The organism is Pseudomonas piscis (assembly GCF_009380155.1).
Lineage (GTDB): Bacteria > Pseudomonadota > Gammaproteobacteria > Pseudomonadales > Pseudomonadaceae > Aquipseudomonas > Aquipseudomonas piscis.
Map to the genome: position 1 here is coordinate 65,467 of NZ_WHUV01000002.1, position 16,758 is coordinate 82,224.

The window sequence follows — 16,758 nt, forward strand, 5'->3', positions numbered from 1 at the left end:
GGACGATACTATCATCATGAAAGTAACATCCTGCTCGACAATATTTCGAGCCATAGCGCAGGAGCAAGTGATGCAACGAAAAAGCCTGGAGGACGCCGAATGTCCTATCGCCCGTGGCCTGGAACGGGTCGGGGAATGGTGGAGCATCCTGATCATGCGCGACGCCTTGCACGGCCTGCGGCGTTTCGATGAGTTCTCCCGCAGCCTGGATATCGCCCCGAACATGCTGACCCGGCGTCTCAACTCCCTGGTGGAGGCGGGTTTGCTGGAACGCCAGGCCTACAGTCAGCGCCCGCTGCGTTATCAATATGTGCCGACGGCCAAGGGCGAGGACTTTCGTGTGGTGCTGATGGCGTTCGTCGCCTGGGGCAATCGCCACTTCGCCCCCGAGGGCGAAAGTGTGCAGATCGTCGAGCGGGCAACCGGCCGGCCGGTACAGCCCGCGATGATGGATGTGCAGGGGCACCAGTTGGTGCCCCTGCAGGACTGCACGGTGCAGGTCGGGCCGGCCGCCAGCGCCAGCATGCGCGAGCGCTTCTGCGCCCGGGCCGATTGACAGCGCTCGGCTTGCCGGTCACCTAGCCGCCGCGACTGGCTTGCAGTGGCAATAGCGGGATTTCACCCGGTTTGTTCCGCTCGAGTGGCGGCCAGTCGCCGGTGTCCGGCGTCTGGCCCTTGGCGTAAGGTTCAGCGTGGCGCTTGGCCGCGGCGCCAGGCGGGATGGAAGTGACGCCAGTGGGCGTCCTGGGCGGCGGCCAGTAGCTCATGATCGCCCCGAGTGTCGCCCCAGGCGCGTAGCCGGTATTGGTCCAGCGGGCCATAGACGTTCTCCAGGCGCAGCACCTTGTTTTCGCAACGGCAGTTGTTACCGACGATATGGCCGGTGAGCACGCCATCGACGACCTCCAGTTCGGTGCCGATCAGGGCGATGCCCAGGCGCCTGGCGAAGGGTTGCAGGACCAGGGCCGGGGAGGCCGAGCACAGGGTCACCCGGGCTCCGGAATCGATCTCTTCGGCTACTGCCTGCAGCCCCGCCGGACGCATCAGCCGGGACCAGGAGCGCTGGCAGAACGCCTCGGCCTGCTGTTGGACCCACGCGGCCTCGACTCCCTTGAGAAAGCAACTGATTAGGCGGGCCTTGAGCTGGTCACGATCGACCCTGCGCGCCAGGAAGCCGAGGCTTGGCAGGGCCAGCTTGAGCACCCGCTGATGGAATCTGCGGGGGCCGAAGGCGAAGCGCAAGAAGGGCACGAAGCTGTCATGGCGGGTCAGGGTGCCATCGAAATCGAAGACCGAGAGTACCTGGCTGGCCCGAGGGTCGAGCACCAGGGTTTCCGGGGTTAGCGGTGGCCCGGGCTGCTCGGGTTCCGGGGAATGGCCAGCGGGGCTGGCGGCGAGCGTTGGGACGGGATCGGCTGGGGACGACATGCTGGCTCTCGATCGGTGCGGACGTTGGCGGGGGACCGGTGCGGTGGTCATTCGCGCAGTCTACGCGTTCTGCATCGTCGGGTTCACTGTCGCCTGCCCGGCAGGGTGTTATCGGCACGGGAGCGGTTCGGGTGCCGGACGATTTGGGGCGGGAGCGTGGGTGGAGGCGTAACAGGAAGAGCAGTGGGGTCGATTGACGGGGTTTCCAGGGACTACCCCCAGCAGCACCAGGCGAAGGTGGTCAGGCAAAGCAGCAGGGGCAGGGTGTCGAGAAAATCGTTCATGCCAACACAGTCCATTCAGGTGGGTGCCGGCAATGTAAGGGGGCTCCAGGGCCCTGTCTGTTGCGATTGTGTGAATTTTCAGCGCATTTTCGTTTAACCGGAAGCAGGGGCTGAAGCCCCTGTGTAGTACTGCTCAAAGGGCGGGTGGCCAGGGTAGAGAGTTAAGTTGTTGAAAATTAATGACTTAAAAAAATTGTGGATATTTAAATGGTTAAGTGCTTTTATTTACGTTTTTTCAAAAAATAACTTGTTACAGAATGTACCAACCCGTTACTATAGCTCCGCGTTCACCTACCACGGTTTATGCATTTTTAGTCCCAAGTGTCCATCAGCTGCTTGGGCTTTTTTTTGCCTGCGATTTGCCCAGGCCAGTGCTGCCAGGGACTGGCCGCATGCGCCTCCTGGTCCGGTGTCCCCTGTTCTTTTGACGATTTGCCTCGCCATTTTCGTGCCGGTTCCCGGAGCTGATACAGTACGCAGCCTGAGTAGGAGGACGTATGCGTGCGGTGGGACGCTGATGATCCGGGACGAGGATGAAAAGGCCGACAGCGACGGGTTCAGGGCACTGGCGTTGTCCCTGATGGGCATTGCCGTGATCCTTGGGGCGTGCATCGTCCGCTTCAACATCGAGGTCGACAGGGAGCGTGCCCGGGCCCAGGAAGAAATCCTGCACTGCCGTCGGCAGAACCTGCCTTCGACCAAGCCTGTGGTCGACGCCACCTCACCTGCGGATGAATGCCGCAGCCTGGAAGACCACTATGCCAGGCGGTTCGGCCACTCCTATTGAGCCTGCAGCGCAGCGACCGCCATAGCCGCTGCGCACACCGCCTGCCGCTTCAGGCCTCGACGATGTTCAGCCCTTCAGCTGCCTGGGGCGCGACGAAGTAACTGCAGATCAGCTCGAACTGTTCGTCGCTGGTGGCGAACGGGTGCTCGCCTTGGTTGTTGCGCTCACGCAGCCTGCTGCGACAGACATCCTCGGCGACATTCAGTACATGCAGGCGATGTGGAACCTGTGCCTGGTCCGCAAGGCCGCGCAACCAGGCGCGCTGGGCCAGTGTATTGGCGGGGAAGTCCAGCACCACACTGGTGCCGGCCTGCAACATGGCGACGACCAGCGGCCCCAGGGCCTCGCCCAGGCGTCGGGCATGGAGTTGATAGTCCGCGACACAATGGATCATCTGCGGATACAACCGGGCCAGCCACAGGTCCTCGCAGATCAACACGCAGCCAGGGGCCTGGGCCAGTTGCCGGGCGAATGTCGATTTACCTGAGGCGATCTTGCCGCATAGCAGGTGCAAGACCGGGTTGGATGGAGGGTTCATGCTTCGTCTCCTTGCTTGAAGCCTCGCAAGAGCGGTCATGAATCCCGCCTCCGAGGCGGGTTGATTGCGGTTTGGACAGCCGCTGGCCCACCCTCTAGAGGATGGTAATAATCGCTGGGCGGCAGGGCTGAAGAGGTCGGTCCATGGAGCGAACATACACAGTTGGCGAAACCATGCCCAGGAAAACCTCCAGGGCTGTCAGCTGCAAAGTAGTGGCGGCTAGTTCGTGGTCGGCCATTTTCAGGAACTGCGATGCAGTTAACACCGGCATGTGTTTTTTCCGATACACAAGGCGCATGCTCGCCTATGCTGAATCGGAAAAATTCCCATAAACACTACATAGGCTAGGACGCCATGCTCTCGACCCATGAGCTGTGCCACATATTGGAATCCGGCTTCCTGCCGCTTTCCTGCGCCTGCAATGTCAATTCTGGCGGATCGCTGACCATCAAGATCTACGATGCGGCATCTGGCCGGGTGGACTTGCTGCTCCCGGGCGTTTCCACCGCACAGCTCACCAGCGTGCGGGATATTTCCAACCTGATCGGCGAATTGCGCACCGAGCTGCGAGCAGGGCGGCGAGCTTTCGCCGGCGGCTTCGGCAGCCCTCTTGGCTGACTTGCCTGCCCGATCATTGTTGACAGTTGAACATCCCATGGCGAGGGCATAGCGTTTAGCCGTTCGCCCAGTATCTGTGGCTCTTTACCGGTTCATGGATGGCGAGGTCATCTGTACTGGGCGAACTCCCTTAGGGAGTTGCACGCGATCCTTGAACTCGCGATTTCTCCTGCGCTAGGATTTGCCCCCGGAGATGGCATTCCTCCTTGAACCGCTTCGTGCTGATGATGCCTACGTGAACCCTGGACAGGGTGCGTAGGTGTGCCTGGCCCTGTCCTCAACCAGGACAGGACCATGATACCGACTCCTCTAGCACTCCCTTCTTGCATCACCTCTCGCGTTCCCCATCGGCCATGCCGTTCGATGAAGGTCTGCCCAGCATGCTGAAATCACTTCTGGTCATTGCCATGGGCGCGTCGACCGGTGCCTGGTTACGCTGGTTCCTGGGCCTCAAGCTCAATCTGTTGTTTCCGGCCATCCCCCCGGGGACCGTGGTGGCGAACATGGTCGGTGGCTACATAATTGGCCTGGCCCTGGCTTTCCTCGCGGCATCTCCTTCCTTGAGCCCTGAATGGCGGTTATTGATCATCACCGGCTTCTGTGGAGGGCTGACCACGTTCTCGACCTTTTCCGCTGAGACTGTATCCCTGCTCCAGGAGGGCAAGTTGCTGTGGGCCTTGGGTTCGGTGGCTCTGCACGTGGTGGGCTCGTTGCTGATGACGGCGGCGGGCCTGGCATCCTTCCAGTTGCTCGGTACCCGATGAGGAATGCGGAAAAAGTGCCATTGCTTGGGCGATGAAAAGATATCTTCGAAGAGCTGGATCGTATAACTAAATGATCATGTCTCTGGATGTTTTCAGAAACATTGATTTTATTGAGATTTGACCATTTGTTTTAATGGACTGGCCTGTTTTTTCGGAACGCAAGTACCAGCTTTCAATGGGGTTTCCAGGCGGCGATAAGGGTTTTGTTTGGTGGTGAGCTCATAGGTTTCGCAGTCGGATATTTTGCCGTTTATATCAATGCTTTGAAAAAAAATCCGAAACTCAGGTCAACTTTCAATTCGAAAAAGTCAATTGGGGTGCTTTGTAAATCGTTTTCAACTCCGTCAATTCCGTTGTCTGAAGTGTCACTGACAAGGAATGGTGTGGAATGGGGCGAACAGTTCGCCGAGCACCTCAATCACATGTACGGCTTCGCCCTGTGGGATGTCCGCAAACAGGAACAGCTGGCTTGCCGAGTATGATGTTTCCGTGGATATCAAGCGTAGGAAATACGAACCCACCCGCGCCGCGCCGGTAGCGCGGGTGGGGTTCGATGATTCGGTAGCAGACAGGGATGGGTATTACCGATGGTCGACACGGCTTTGCGAATATGGTGTGCAGTCAGCGTGCTGTGCGTGGCTTCGTTCACGATGGTCACCTCCGAGTTCGCCCCCATCGGCATGTTGTCGCAGATTTCTGCCGATCTTGACCAGGTACCGTCCACCGTCGGCTTGACCGTGACCCTGTACGCGTGGATCGGTGCCGCCAGCGGTTTGTCGTCCAATTGGCTGAACCGCTGGATCGCCCGCAAGACGCTGCTGATCGTGTTGATGCTGGTGCTGGCGGTGTCCAACGCACTGGCGGCGTTATCCCCTGAATTCTCGATGCTGCTCGGCGCCCGGGCAGTGGGGGCCCTGGCCCACGGGGTGTTCTGGGCAACCGTGGCGGCCACCGCCGCACACATGGCGCCGGCACAGCGCATGGGCCTGGCCACCTCGATCGTGCTGGGCGGGATCACCATCGCCACCGTCATGGGTGTGCCGTTGATCAATCTGGTGGGCCAGTACGATGGCTGGCGCACGGCGTTCGCCTGCCTGGCCCTGATGTGTGTCGCCAGCGCCGCGGCAATGGCCCTGGTGCTGCCGAGCATGCGTATTCCCTCGCTGGTCGAGGGCGGCGGTTTCGCCGTGGTCCTGCGCCGCAAGGACCTGCTGATCACCTACGTCATCACCGGGCTGACGGCGGCCGCCCACTTTGGCGCCTATACCTTCGTCGAGCCGTTCATCGGCCAGGTACCGGGCATCACCTCCTACATGATCGCGGTGCTGCTGTTCGCCTTTGGAGCCGCTGGTTTCCTGGGCAATCTGTTGAGCGCGCTGTTCATCGATCGCTACCTGAAGGCATTCATCCTGGTGGCGTTGCTCGGCATGGCCCTGGCCCTGGTGATCCTGGGGGGCTATGGGCCGCGGCTGGGCGTCGTCCTGGTGGTCGGCCTGCTGGTGCTCTGGGGTGTATCGATCTCGGCGTTGTTCACCGGCTTGCAGACCTGGGTCCTGAGGATCGCCGGCGAACACACGGTGCCGGCGACCGCGATCCATACCGCAGTGCTCAACAGCGCGATCGGGGTGGGCGTGATCATTGGCGGGCAGGCCCTGGATGTGGCCGGGTTCAAGGGCGCGATGCTCTCGGCCTGCCTGGTGATCGTCCCGGCGATCGTCCTGATGATCATCTCGGGCTTGCGCTCGCGTAGCGAGCCGGTCTTTTCATGAGGGGCCGAGCGATAGTCATTGCGAAGCAGCTTCGAAAATTGCGGAGCAGAAAGCACAAAGGCTTGCCTGGGAGTTCCCGGCAAGCCTTCGTTTTATATGGTGCCCGAAGCCGGAATCGAACCGGCACGCCCTTACGAGCGGGGGATTTTAAGTCCGCATATTTTTACTTATAGATCAGTAGCTTAAGTAAATATTAGATCCGCAAATGTGCGGAAAGCGCGCCCCTGTAGGCCTTGTTCTGTAAGGGCTTAATTTTTTTTGCGGAACGAGTTTCTACTTTGTCGGAAGCACCTTTAGGCCTTTTCTTCGGCGGATGTACTGCTCTGTCATCACGACCGTGGTATGCCCTAGTTGATCGCGCGCATCGCGAATGCTGCCGGTTGATTCCTCCTTATCTGTAGCCGCTTTGGCGCGGAGATCGCGCATTTGAAAAGCGGATTTTTCTATACCTGCCTGCAATCGGGCAGCATCAAATCTCCCTCTCAGCATGCTGGTCGTCATTGGCTGGCCATTGCCCATCACCACCAGCCTAGTCGACCGGATCTTGTGACCCTTTTTCCGCTCCATGATCCTGTCGATAACCGCCTTCAACTCCCCAACAATCTCGATCCTTCTTTTTGCGTTGGTCTTGCCCTGCTGCACGAGGAGCTGTCCATTGACTATATGGCGCTCGTCCATTTTTAGCGTGTCAGCGATGCGCTGTGCGGTCAGGTAAAAGAGATCAAGGGCATCCCTCAAGGGCTGATCCGCATGCTGATAGACCGCAGCCAGCATTTCATCCTCTACATACGTGTCGCGACCGCTCTCTTTGTTCCCCTTTACCCCGGCGCAGGGGTTTGCGAGAGATGTATAGCCGACCTGGCGAGCGAAGTTCCAGATTGCGCTTAGAAGCGCCTTTTCGCGATTCGCCCTGACCTTTGCGGTTCGGGAGCGGTAACGCAGGTACTGGACAACGTGCTTCGGCTCAATTGCATCCAAAGGCCCAGGAGGGTCGTTGAAGAAGGAGAGCAACTGCTTTAGCTCCCTGGCGTTGTCCCGTTGCGTGGCTTGTGATTTGGTCGGTACCACCTCTTCCATATACTTGTTCGCCACATACTCAAATGTCAGTGCCTCGGCTACTAGCGCGCTGGAAGCTCTGGTCTTCTCGAGTCTGGCGTATTCAACTATGGCGATCCCATAGTCCGATCCCAGCGGGATTTCTTTGCGCGGCTTATCGCCTGGGTCGTAGTAGTAATAGATTTTTCCGCCCGGCCTGATGCGCTGCCGAAAGCGAGGAATGCTTCCTGGCTTTGTAGGTTTTCTTCCCATCTAGATTGCCTTTCTTGGCTGCCATCCGGTCGCTTCTTCTTTGGGAAAAGCTGGCCCAGCGATCAGCACCGCTGATATCACGCACGGCCAGCCGTTCCTCTTGATTGTGTGCCTGATTCCATTCCTGGACAGCACCTGGATTTGACCGGCCTTCGTTCTGGCGCCGGTCAGTTCACATACTTCTTCATGAGTCAGGAATTGGATGCTATCCATGCTGCCTCCTCAGTGCGCAATGCATACGGGTTCTCCGTGCCGCACCTGGCGGCTTTCAGGATTGTTCAGAATTACTCCCGGGACAGACGTGATGGCTCTCGGTAGAGTCGGCATCGCTCGCCCGGTCGGGGTACTTCAAATGGATTGTTGAACGGCCTACACCGGCCGGAGCGGGCGCCAAATTGCTGATTCGGAATGGCCTTATTGCCGCCGGCGTTGCGCCGGGGCACTGTGTGGGTGTTCGCCCGGTTCGTTGTCCTGGCTTGTCAGCCGACCTAAATCGAGCTGGGCGGACTTCAAGCTCTGGCGATGATGTCGGCTTCGGCCAGCTCGCAGAAGAAGGAGCACGAGGGAATCTTCTCGTTGCGGCGAACTGGGCCATCCCCTAGCTCGCGTAGAGAAAAGCGCACGTTGGTGGTGCGATTGCGGAACAGGTAGGAGCCTTCGCCTAAGTCGTCCTGAATTGCGCACAGCGCCTCGAACTGCTCCGGGAAGTCCTGGCGGATCGCCCTGAAGTATCCTTCGCCGCCCTTCACGCAACCGATACAATTGGCATTTTCATAGCCCAGACGGTACATCAGCGGCAGCTCGATGCCTGCGCGGAGCAGGATGGCCTTGCAATCATCTTTGCCCAGGCCTCGGTCAATGAGGGGGGCGATCACAGGCCGGTCGGGGTTGCGCTCCCGAAAGTCCTCCAGGCGATCTGCTTCCTCAGCGGTGTAGCCGAACACCATCACATCCCCCGGCTGCTTCCATGAGTCGAGCAGACGACGTTTAAGGATCTTGGTGCATGGCGCTCCGGTACGGCCTTTCATGTAGCGCTCGCGACGAAACACCTCCAAGGCATCAGCGCCGTACTTCTCGTCGCGTAGTACTGTGATAGGTCGACCGAACCAGGTTTCACAGTCCCGGGCGAAGCGGCGGTTGTCATCGTGTTCGTTGGCCAGGAAGGCGTTGACGATTTGCACGTCGTGGGTTTCCCCGTATTCGGTCAGGGCCAGCTTGGTGGCCACCGCCGAGGCGGCGCCGCAACTGAACTGGCAAACGATGCGTGACGTCATGGCCTTGGCCCCCTGTAGATGTTCCAGATTGCGAAGAGCAGGGCGGGGAGGATCATGGCTGCACCTCCTTGGCCAGGGCGCCGTCGATTGCCCTGTCCAGCGACGCCATGGCCAGGATGTCTTCGTGCTCTGCGTATCCGCAGATAATCGGAGGCATCAGGTAATCACTATCTGGCTCAAGGTTTTCTTGGTTGTCCGGGTCACGAAGCCACCGATACCGATCGGCGTCCTTGCGCAGCGCCTCGCAGTCAGCGCGCAGGCTCTGCACTGCACGGAAGTTTGCGCTTTCACGCAGCGCCTCGATCTCGGCGAGCAGGGCCAGGATGGTGCCCGGCGTGCAGGCCAGCACAAGATCTGCGTAATCCTTGTTCTGCGACACGAACTCCGGGAATGACCGGTTCTGATGCACGTCGAACACGATGCCGTTGTCGTTGCGGATGTACAGCGCACCATGGCTGCGCATGAAGCGGAGCGGCTGGTGATCTTTGCAGGCCTCAGCTAGCGCCCTGAGGGTGTCTTTGTCGATGTTCATGGCATAGCTCCGCCATTCCGCTTTGCGGCTGGCTTGAAATTGGGGAAGGGGTAGAGGGGTTACTGCTGGGGAGTGGTGGGCAGCGGCTGCCAGTGGGTGGGTTCGTCGTCTTCACAGAAGCCGCCATCCCAGGATGCCCAATGCGCACCAGAGTCATACTCGACTTGGCCGAGATAGTCGCCTCGACTGCTGAATTCAGCTTCGGACTTGCTCCACTCGATCCAGGCGCCGACAGTTACGCGGTCACCTTTGCGCAGAATGATCTCGGTTTCATCCTTCGGCGCTGTCTCGATTGGCTGCCACTTCTCCGGCAGCACCACCGCAGCCGGTGTGGGCTGCTTCTTCAGCTTCATCAGCGCATCAGTGACGTTGCCAAATCCCATGTCGCGGGCCAGTTGCCACACTTCATCGTAGAGCTCGGCCTTGTACTTGTCGGAGTTGGTTCCGGTGTCGAGCTGAGCGCCTGGATTGGTGTACAGCGCGCGCAACTCGTACTCCTCCGGCATGGACTGGAAATCCTCCAGTGACCCGCTGCCGACTTCCTCCCAGCAGCACGAACCATGCGTTCGGACCATGTACACCGGCTCGCCCTGGTGCTGGGCGTTGCCATGCCGCACGGTTACCGTTTCGCCCAGCTCTAGCCATGAGGGCAGATTGCCCGGCAGTTGCAGCTCAACCTGCCCCAGGCCGGGTGTGTAGGCGCATACGTGGGCAATCACTGAATGATCCTGGTGCTGCTCGGCAGGCTGGGCGAGAAGGGCGCGCAGCTCCTCGCGCTTGCGTGCTGCGTACCGGGTGACGTGCCGGCTTTCGCCGATGTCGTCCATCCACTGTTGGAGCATTTCGCGTGGGACGTTGATGAGCGGGCCAGTGCTGATCCTTGTGCGCAGTTCATCGCAGGTCTGGTCGAACTGATCGCCGCAGAACTGACCGCAGGTCGGGCAGGGAATAGGTTTGTTGCTCATAGTTTGACCTCCAGGACTGCCACGCCTGCCGGTGTGATGACCCACTTATGGTCTCGGTAATAGCTGCCCGGAACCTCGGTCCATTCATCGTCGGCTAGGCCACGATTTTTCAGCGCTTTCATGGTCGCGTTGGTGCAACTGCCGTAGTAGCCATCTGGACGCTTGTGGAGTCGCTTGAGAGTGTCGCGCATGCGATACGAGAGAGTGCTCATGGCTTGCGCTCCAGGGCAGTGCGGGCTAATACGAGCGCATCGTCAAGATAGGCTTCGCACCAGTTGTACCCGCGCTTATTGATCTGGCTGGCCACCGGGCATGCCGCCCCGACAAATGCCCGCAGCGCTTTCAACTCTATCGGTACGTTCGGCTCGCCAAGTTCGCAATCTTCACAGCGAGCCATGATAGGTGCGTTTCCGTCACTGGCATCGCCACTGTTTCCGATCACGAACTGGCCCGTATCGCCACAGTACTTGCACTTCGGAGTGCTTGGCTTGCCACCGTCAAACGCCTCCCCACATTCCGGGCAGCCCGCTTTATTGGCATAGCTGTGCGCGCATTCCTCACTCGGCTCTGCGCTGGCGGATAGGGCGGCGTTGATCTTCGGCAGCAGGTCGTGCGCCGGATCTGGGGTTTCTGGGTCAGGCATCGTGATGTAGCCCAGGTCAACGCCATTGACGATGAACTCGCGAGCTAGGCGCAGCAGCGCATCCCGCTCGGCCAGCTGTCGCTTGAATTGAGCGCGATCCATGTCGTAGTTGTAATCCGACTGGGAAATCATCAGATCAAGGCGTTTGACTTCGGAGCGCAGTCCCTCGTTCTCTCGCTCCAGCCTCTGCGCCTCGTCGAACCACGACCGCCGCGACAGCTCGCGCTCGTTGTTCTCTGTTGCTGCGTCGTCCAAGGCCTGGTCTCGGGCGTTGAGATCTGACTGAAGGGCAGCTACTCGCTGCTCAAGAGTTGGGTTTCTGTGGGGCATGGGGATACCTCTGTCATGAACTAGACTGTTCGGGTCATTTTCAGGGAGGGCGCAGCATGAAATGCATTGTGTGTGGCGGGACAGCGCAGGTTAGTGACTATCCGAAACAGGGGATATCGGTGAGCTGCGCAGAATGCGGCCGCTTCGATGTGAGCGGGTCAACACTCACGATTAAGGAAAAGAACTCCTACCAATTCGACATCGACCAGACCCGTCACTGGCTTAACTTGCAAAGACAGCTGAGGGACGCACCACCACCTTTGATCGAGGCCATTACCGCCCGCTGGCGAGTTTGATTACGCCGCCTTCAGCAGCGCCTCGATTACGCGCTGACCTGCGAGCGGCGGCACGGCGTTCCCGGCCATGTGCATGGTCAACCGGTGATTTTCCGGCCGCAGGGTGTCGGCCGGGAACGACATGGCAGCCAGTGCCTCGTTGGCGCTGAGCATCCGCATGCAGTTGCCATCGACCAAGGCCCAGCGGTCCAAAGTGGTTATGGTGCCGATCGGCCGATAGATGTCACGGCCGGTGGTGCCTGAGCCCTTGCCGTAGTAGGGCATGATGAAGCGATCGCCGAAGCGCTGACGCCCGTTGCGCACGCGGTCGAGCGTGGCCTGGGCCCGGCCAGGCTTCTCGATGGGCGACCACCGCCCGGCTTCGAAGTTGAGGAAGCTGCTCGCCGGCACATGCTCGCATTGCTGGAGCTGAAGCTGAATCGGCGCCTTGCTCTTGGTGCAGATCAGGAACAGGCGCACCCGGTGCTGGGGCACGCCGAGATCGGCGCAGTCAACAACGTGGGGCGCGACCTGGTAGCCAAGTCTTTGCATCGCATCGACCCAGCTCGGGTACAGGAGCCAGTTCACGAACTCCGGTACGTTCTCGACTATCCAGGCCTCCTGCTGCAAAACCTCGGCAGCAGATGGAACGGCCCAGGCTGTAGACCTGGATGCATCATGCTCAGGGTTGCCGTTTTTCTTACCGCGGGCTTTCGCGTGGCCTTGGCAGCACGGGGAGGCTATGCCGATGTCAGTTCGTGGCACTGCTGCCCAATTGGCCTGGTGCAGATCCTGGCAGACGTGCTCAGTGTCAGCGTGATTTGCTGCGTGCCACTTCACCGCCTCGGGCCAGTGGTTTGCTGCCCAGAGGACCTGGACGCCTGCGGCGCGCGCGCCAGTGCTCCATCCGCCCATACCGGCGAACAGGTCGATTGCTGTTGTCATGGTGTTTTCCGGCTTATGCGACTTTCGCGGTTGATGGATGCCAGTCAGCCCATCCGACCATCGGAGCCTTGGTCTTGGGGTTGATCACGGGCTTACCCTCGGTATCCGTAAGAGCGGCCTTTGCCCTGATCCGAAGGTCTCTGCAGGGGCCGGCCTTCCTTGCAAGTTCAATGAACTGCTGTGCGTACTGAGGCGCATCGAACAGCTGGCTGAGCTGCTTTACCTTCTCGCCACCGAAAATTGCTGCAGCCTGCTTTTCCACAGCTTCGTTCCACTCAGGGAGTGTCAGCTCTAGGGGGGGGGGGCAGCCAGCCTTTCCGCTGGGCTTCGTGGTCTTGGTGATCTTCCTGGCCTCGGCCAGCGCTACACCGGCTGTCATGCCGAAGACTGCGAATGTGCTCATGAGGTTTCTCCGGGCAGCCGATGGCCTCGGCCTGGCTGGCGTGATCTATTCAAGTGGGGTATTTGTGTTCGGCCCGGCATGGAGCCGGTATGGAGCGTCGAAATGGGGTATGTGAAGCAAACTCTTCAGTGGGTGTCAGCTACTGCTGCAATAGTCTCCTCTGTACTTTGGCTCTACTCGGCGAAGGCCAGTGTCAAATCTGAGGATCGACGCGACGAGAGCGGCCTTCTGGCCAACCAACTTACAGATACCACCACCGGCAACAACATCCACGAATCACTGAAAAAGCAATCTAAGTGGAATGCTTATGCCGCCGCCGTTGCCTCATTTGCAGCTTTCACTCAGGGCATTTCAATGTTTCTCTCAGATTAACGCTAAGTGCTATTGCAAGCGCCGCCCTCCGTGCTGGTGGCGAAATGGTGGCTATTTGGGGTGGGATGGGGTATTACGGGTGACCGGCATGGGGCCGGCCAAAAGGAGTTGAGATGCAGTTGTCTAATAAGTCGCAGCTGGAGCTTGTTGCAATCCTGTCTGCGGGAGGAAGTCTTGAGTTGTCGGCTGGTAGCCGTAATCAAATTGAATTGATTGCAATTGCAACGGCTGCTCGCGCCGGCGGCGCCAACCTAACGCTTTCTGACCTATCAGCAAAGTCTCAGTTGGATCTTCTTGCTATTACAAAAGCAGGAAAAGGTCACGTCACATTTCGGGACTGACAATTTCATCTCCAGGATCGCGCCTTAGTTCGGCCACACTTTGTATTTCGAACTGACGCGCAAGTCTTGGTGATACGCGAAAAGCTTGCGCGCCAGGTTTCTGAAGTCGACGCGCTCGCTCATCTGGTGACTGGGCAATCCACGACAGAGCCAAGTCCTGCCAGAGCTCTTGCACCTGGCTGTAACCGTGAGCCTGCATCTCGGCTGCAAGTTGCTTGCGAATCCCGGCCGGCATATCGAAGTGCATTTTCTCTATGCCCAGGCGATCCGCCTCGGCCTTCTTGCGGTCGCGGTAGTCTGCTGAGTGCTTCGCCGCGCCTGTCTTCTCTGCCTTCACGGCCCTCTCCTGATCTCTATGTTGTTCTCGGTGGCGATCATCAAGACGCGCTGCACGCGCATCGACAATGCTGTTCCGATCTGTGTCGGGTCGAGCCCCTTGTCTGCCTGCTCGCGAACTGCTGGTGCGAGCCTTGCCCGCTCAGCCCTGAGCCTGTCCTGATGCCCAGTAGCGCCGAATCCGAACTTCTCGCCAGTCGCGCCTTGGGCGAACTCCTGCACCTGTCCGCCACCGCCGAAGAACTGTTCCAGCTTGCGGTTCAAGTCTTCAACGATCGCGTCACGCGGGTTCTGTTGAGGCTGCCCGATCATTTCCCCCAGCCCTCTATCAAGACCTTCATGCCATCCGCCCGAGCCTCGAGCACCTGGGCCAGATTTATCGCGGCCTTGTAGCTGAACCGGAAGCCTTTCACGCGCCCCGTTTCGATCTCGACGACGTGATACGCACCAACACCTTTGTTCACGACCCGAAAGCGAACAGACCGTTCAGGCGCTGGCTTATTGATCATGCGATAGAACTCGGCAGTTGCTGCTGTTGCGCGAATGCGCAGAGCGTTCATGCAATCGATCGATTGCGCAGGGGAGTGCAGTGACATGGGTAGTTCCTCGGTGGGAATCAGGTAGGGGGTTACGCGTGGTACTCGATGGATTCAGCTTTGCGCACGACTCGGACTGATGCCGTTCGGCGCTCTGGGGCTCGGCGGTCCCGGCGCATTGGATCGTCGTCGCCGATCACTGCATGCATTGCGATCAGGCCGGCGAGCGCGATGCAAAGCGGGCTTATGATCTGGCGCCGCATGGCTTCGGCGACCAGGGCAGCCCGGCGCGGTACGTCGAGCTTGAACATGGCTGCAGCGATGCGCTTCTCAACGCCGCCTTCGCTGATGCCGAAGCGCCGGGCGATTTGCTTCGAAGTCAGGCCCTGCGCAACGTCGAGGACGCACTCAAGTTCGCGCGGTGCCAGGCCCCGGCCGAGATGGCCTTTCCATGTGCCTATGGTGATCGTGTCCATGATTATCTCGATTGAGCGCCGTCCAGGGCTTTGCGCAGTTCAAGGACAAGCGCGGTTGTAATGCTGAGAGAGAGACTGTCTTCGTCGATGGCATCGAGCGACGCAATCAACTTGCGCGAGGCTTCATGAACAGCTTCAAGACGCGGCTTAGGGATTGAAGGGCCTTTCATGGTTCCGGCGGTGACGCGCTTCTTGCCACTGGCCTTGGCCTTCTCCAGCTCGGCTCCGAGCACCTGGCCAGCGCTATCGCCGTGATCCCGAACGACCTGGGCTGCTGTAGTGGCTGATACGTGCCCGGCGGCAACCAGGTTCTGTACATCGGTGTTCGCGTTGCCCACGGTAAGAACTTGTTCTACGTGCTGCCGGGTTTTGCCGACTTTCTTCGCGATCTGCTCAGGCGACCAACCGAAAGTCCGAAGGCGCTTGTAGCCCTCGGCGAGCTCAAGAGGGGATAGCTTTTCGTTCTCCTGGCTTGAGATGATCCGTGCGACGCGATCGGCATCGCTGCCTTCGAACATTCGAACATCAACCCAATATTCGAGAACCTTCGGGTTTTCTTTGCTGGGCAGGCGCGGCAGTCGACCCGCCTGATCAAGCTTGAGTAGCGCGCGCCGCCGGCGATGGCCGTCAACAACCCACACGCCACCATCAGAGCGTGGCCTGATCTCAAGCGACGGGATGACACCGCCATCGGCGATGAACTCGGCCAGGGCCGAAATGCTGGACTCCAGCGCCTCGCCTTCAGTGCGCAGGTTGAAGCCGGGTTCTTCGTGAAGATCTTCAAGTCGAACCTTGATTGCATCGGCGCGGCGAACCTCGCCGGCCGTGATCATCTGCCTGATTGATTTAGTCATGCAATTTGCTTCCTGGTTGATGCGTAGGTTGCGATTACTCGTCAGCACTCTGATCGGCTGCTGGTTGCCGATGGGCGCAGCGGAGAGTGCTGGCGAGTAATGGCGGAAAAATGAAAGCCCCGTTGGACGTTCGGGGCTTTCACAGATGCCGTGATTTAGTTGCGAGATTCTTGGCGGGACAATCAGCGCCCGAGCACTGATGCCCCGTCTCTCGGTCGAGGCTTTTCGCGGATCAACTTGGATTGACCGGGCAGCAGGCTTTTCGCGGTATGCGGTTCGGGCCGCACATGGCTAAGCGCTGCGCCGATCAGGAGCAGTAGGATCATGGTGTTCTCCGGTTGTTCGGTGGCCAGCGGCCATCTCACCACTGCCCAGGTGACGGGCTTTGCGCTAGGCTGAGCGCTCTCACACATCACAGCCAGCAAAGGAGGGCGCAACCTTGGCGGTTTCAGTGGTTGCAAAATTCATCGCAGATGAATGGTTCAAGATCATGGCGATTCTTTGTTTTGTGGTTCTCGTCGTTTCAATGACTGTCGATCTCAAAGTCGACAATGCACTGGTAGGTCTTTTCTCTCTGTCGGGATTGCTTTGGGGGATCGGAGAAATGGCTTGCAGGCCGTTCGTCTCTGGTATCGCTCCGCACCCTTATCAGTTGGGATCAATACACATCAGCGGTAGGCCTCGCAGGGTCAACAAAACGGGCATCTTCCTGTTTCTGCTTGCGATCTTGATCGCGATACTGGGCTGTCTGAAGGCTTACCCCTTGGTCGTATCAGTGATCGTCGCGATCTGACTTTTGATTTCCCGTCTGACCCTGTCTCCAAGGTCAGCCAGTGAAATCTGTGTTGCTCAGCAAACCTGCGGGCCGACATGTCGAGCGAGGAAGCTTGCTGCGTTGCTTAACGTTCACCCGAACTTTTGCCACTGTCAGGAAAAGAACTCTGGCGCCGGGTGACTCTTCTTCAATTTTTTAAAGAGCG

24 protein-coding genes and 1 riboswitch are annotated in these 16,758 nt (G+C 59.2%); of the genes, 8 read left to right on the forward strand and 16 right to left on the reverse strand.

The features are described from left to right. Nucleotides 1-70 precede the first annotated feature (70 nt). Nucleotides 71-556, forward strand: a complete 486-nt coding sequence (locus GDH07_RS10195) for a winged helix-turn-helix transcriptional regulator (RefSeq protein WP_152897433.1) — start codon at nt 71-73, stop codon at nt 554-556. 131 nt (nt 557-687) lie between these two features. Here GDH07_RS10195 and GDH07_RS10200 read toward each other — a convergent pair whose 3' ends face one another. After that, nucleotides 688-1,428 (reverse strand): HAD family hydrolase, encoded by a 741-nt coding sequence (locus tag GDH07_RS10200; protein ID WP_152897434.1) that lies wholly within the window; start codon nt 1,426-1,428, stop codon nt 688-690. A gap of 801 nt (nt 1,429-2,229) precedes the next feature. On the opposite strand from GDH07_RS10200, the gene GDH07_RS10205 reads away from it, so the two are divergent. Further along, nucleotides 2,230-2,499: a hypothetical protein gene (locus GDH07_RS10205; protein ID WP_152897435.1), complete on the forward strand. Its 270-nt coding sequence runs from the start codon at nt 2,230-2,232 to the stop codon at nt 2,497-2,499. A 49-nt stretch (nt 2,500-2,548) separates the two neighbouring features. Here GDH07_RS10205 and GDH07_RS10210 read toward each other — a convergent pair whose 3' ends face one another. Further along, entirely contained in the window at nt 2,549-3,037 is a 489-nt protein-coding gene (locus tag GDH07_RS10210; RefSeq protein ID WP_152897436.1) for a P-loop nucleotide/nucleoside kinase family protein, read from the reverse strand. Between the two features lie 354 nt (nt 3,038-3,391). Between GDH07_RS10210 and GDH07_RS10215 the strand changes: the two genes are divergently transcribed. The 3 genes from GDH07_RS10215 to GDH07_RS10225 all read left to right on the forward strand — a co-directional run bounded on the left by GDH07_RS10215 (nt 3,392) and on the right by GDH07_RS10225 (nt 6,188). After that, nucleotides 3,392-3,655, forward strand: coding sequence for a DUF1652 domain-containing protein (locus GDH07_RS10215; RefSeq protein ID WP_152897437.1), 264 nt, complete (start codon nt 3,392-3,394; stop codon nt 3,653-3,655). A 180-nt stretch (nt 3,656-3,835) separates the two neighbouring features. Beyond that, nucleotides 3,836-3,896: riboswitch (Fluoride riboswitch) on the forward strand. Between the two features lie 139 nt (nt 3,897-4,035). Then, nucleotides 4,036-4,419 carry a fluoride efflux transporter CrcB gene (gene crcB, locus GDH07_RS10220; RefSeq protein ID WP_053130785.1) on the forward strand — a complete coding sequence of 128 codons (384 nt, stop codon included), beginning with the start codon at nt 4,036-4,038 and terminating at the stop codon, nt 4,417-4,419. Nucleotides 4,420-5,054: 635 nt separating this feature from the next. Beyond that, a complete protein-coding gene (locus GDH07_RS10225; RefSeq protein WP_343038214.1) occupies nt 5,055-6,188 on the forward strand; it encodes an MFS transporter in 1,134 nt (377 codons plus the stop codon). Between the two features lie 273 nt (nt 6,189-6,461). On the opposite strand, the gene GDH07_RS10230 is transcribed toward GDH07_RS10225, so the two are convergent. From GDH07_RS10230 to GDH07_RS10270, 9 genes are all read right to left on the reverse strand, one after another. Then, complete coding sequence (locus tag GDH07_RS10230) at nt 6,462-7,496, reverse strand: site-specific integrase (RefSeq protein ID WP_152897439.1); 1,035 nt, start codon at nt 7,494-7,496, stop codon at nt 6,462-6,464. Further along, the gene (locus GDH07_RS10235) at nt 7,497-7,709 is read right to left on the reverse strand and encodes a DUF4224 domain-containing protein (RefSeq protein ID WP_152897440.1); all 213 of its coding nucleotides are present in this window, start codon (nt 7,707-7,709) and stop codon (nt 7,497-7,499) included. 296 nt (nt 7,710-8,005) lie between these two features. Continuing rightward, on the reverse strand, nt 8,006-8,770 hold the full coding sequence (locus tag GDH07_RS10240) for a hypothetical protein (protein ID WP_152897441.1): 765 nt from the start codon (nt 8,768-8,770) through the stop codon (nt 8,006-8,008). 52 nt (nt 8,771-8,822) lie between these two features. Continuing rightward, nucleotides 8,823-9,302, reverse strand: a complete 480-nt coding sequence (locus GDH07_RS10245; protein ID WP_152897442.1) for a hypothetical protein — start codon at nt 9,300-9,302, stop codon at nt 8,823-8,825. A 59-nt stretch (nt 9,303-9,361) separates the two neighbouring features. Continuing rightward, the gene (locus tag GDH07_RS10250) at nt 9,362-10,267 is read right to left on the reverse strand and encodes a DUF551 domain-containing protein (RefSeq protein WP_152897443.1); all 906 of its coding nucleotides are present in this window, start codon (nt 10,265-10,267) and stop codon (nt 9,362-9,364) included. Continuing rightward, entirely contained in the window at nt 10,264-10,479 is a 216-nt protein-coding gene (locus tag GDH07_RS10255; protein ID WP_152897444.1) for a hypothetical protein, read from the reverse strand. Before GDH07_RS10255 ends, GDH07_RS10250 begins: the two co-directional genes overlap by 4 nt. Continuing rightward, nucleotides 10,476-11,240: a hypothetical protein gene (locus GDH07_RS10260; protein WP_152897445.1), complete on the reverse strand. Its 765-nt coding sequence runs from the start codon at nt 11,238-11,240 to the stop codon at nt 10,476-10,478. Before GDH07_RS10260 ends, GDH07_RS10255 begins: the two co-directional genes overlap by 4 nt. 296 nt (nt 11,241-11,536) lie before the next feature. Then, nucleotides 11,537-12,460, reverse strand: coding sequence for a DNA cytosine methyltransferase (locus GDH07_RS10265; RefSeq protein ID WP_152897446.1), 924 nt, complete (start codon nt 12,458-12,460; stop codon nt 11,537-11,539). A 13-nt stretch (nt 12,461-12,473) separates the two neighbouring features. After that, nucleotides 12,474-12,863, reverse strand: a complete 390-nt coding sequence (locus GDH07_RS10270; RefSeq protein ID WP_152897447.1) for a hypothetical protein — start codon at nt 12,861-12,863, stop codon at nt 12,474-12,476. 102 nt (nt 12,864-12,965) lie between these two features. On the opposite strand from GDH07_RS10270, the gene GDH07_RS10275 reads away from it, so the two are divergent. Continuing rightward, nucleotides 12,966-13,235 (forward strand): hypothetical protein, encoded by a 270-nt coding sequence (locus GDH07_RS10275; protein WP_152897448.1) that lies wholly within the window; start codon nt 12,966-12,968, stop codon nt 13,233-13,235. 113 nt (nt 13,236-13,348) lie between these two features. Continuing rightward, on the forward strand, nt 13,349-13,576 hold the full coding sequence (locus GDH07_RS10280) for a hypothetical protein (RefSeq protein WP_152897449.1): 228 nt from the start codon (nt 13,349-13,351) through the stop codon (nt 13,574-13,576). Here the strand turns inward: GDH07_RS10280 and GDH07_RS10285 are convergent. The 5 genes from GDH07_RS10285 to GDH07_RS10305 are packed head-to-tail and all read right to left on the reverse strand — an operon-like array spanning nt 13,560 to nt 15,778. Then, nucleotides 13,560-13,913 (reverse strand): hypothetical protein, encoded by a 354-nt coding sequence (locus GDH07_RS10285; RefSeq protein WP_246195938.1) that lies wholly within the window; start codon nt 13,911-13,913, stop codon nt 13,560-13,562. The two genes, GDH07_RS10280 and GDH07_RS10285, sit on opposite strands and share 17 nt — an antisense overlap. Further along, the gene (locus tag GDH07_RS10290; RefSeq protein WP_152897450.1) at nt 13,910-14,224 is read right to left on the reverse strand and encodes a hypothetical protein; all 315 of its coding nucleotides are present in this window, start codon (nt 14,222-14,224) and stop codon (nt 13,910-13,912) included. The genes GDH07_RS10285 and GDH07_RS10290 overlap by 4 nt, the downstream gene beginning before the upstream one ends. Beyond that, nucleotides 14,221-14,508 (reverse strand): hypothetical protein, encoded by a 288-nt coding sequence (locus GDH07_RS10295; protein ID WP_152897451.1) that lies wholly within the window; start codon nt 14,506-14,508, stop codon nt 14,221-14,223. The genes GDH07_RS10290 and GDH07_RS10295 overlap by 4 nt, the downstream gene beginning before the upstream one ends. A 32-nt stretch (nt 14,509-14,540) precedes the next feature. Next, nucleotides 14,541-14,924, reverse strand: a complete 384-nt coding sequence (locus GDH07_RS10300; protein WP_152897452.1) for a response regulator transcription factor — start codon at nt 14,922-14,924, stop codon at nt 14,541-14,543. A 2-nt stretch (nt 14,925-14,926) separates the two neighbouring features. After that, nucleotides 14,927-15,778, reverse strand: a complete 852-nt coding sequence (locus tag GDH07_RS10305; RefSeq protein WP_152897453.1) for a ParB/RepB/Spo0J family partition protein — start codon at nt 15,776-15,778, stop codon at nt 14,927-14,929. A 439-nt stretch (nt 15,779-16,217) separates the two neighbouring features. Between GDH07_RS10305 and GDH07_RS10310 the strand changes: the two genes are divergently transcribed. Beyond that, nucleotides 16,218-16,571 (forward strand): hypothetical protein, encoded by a 354-nt coding sequence (locus tag GDH07_RS10310; protein WP_152897454.1) that lies wholly within the window; start codon nt 16,218-16,220, stop codon nt 16,569-16,571. The last annotated feature ends 187 nt before the right edge of the window (nt 16,572-16,758 follow it).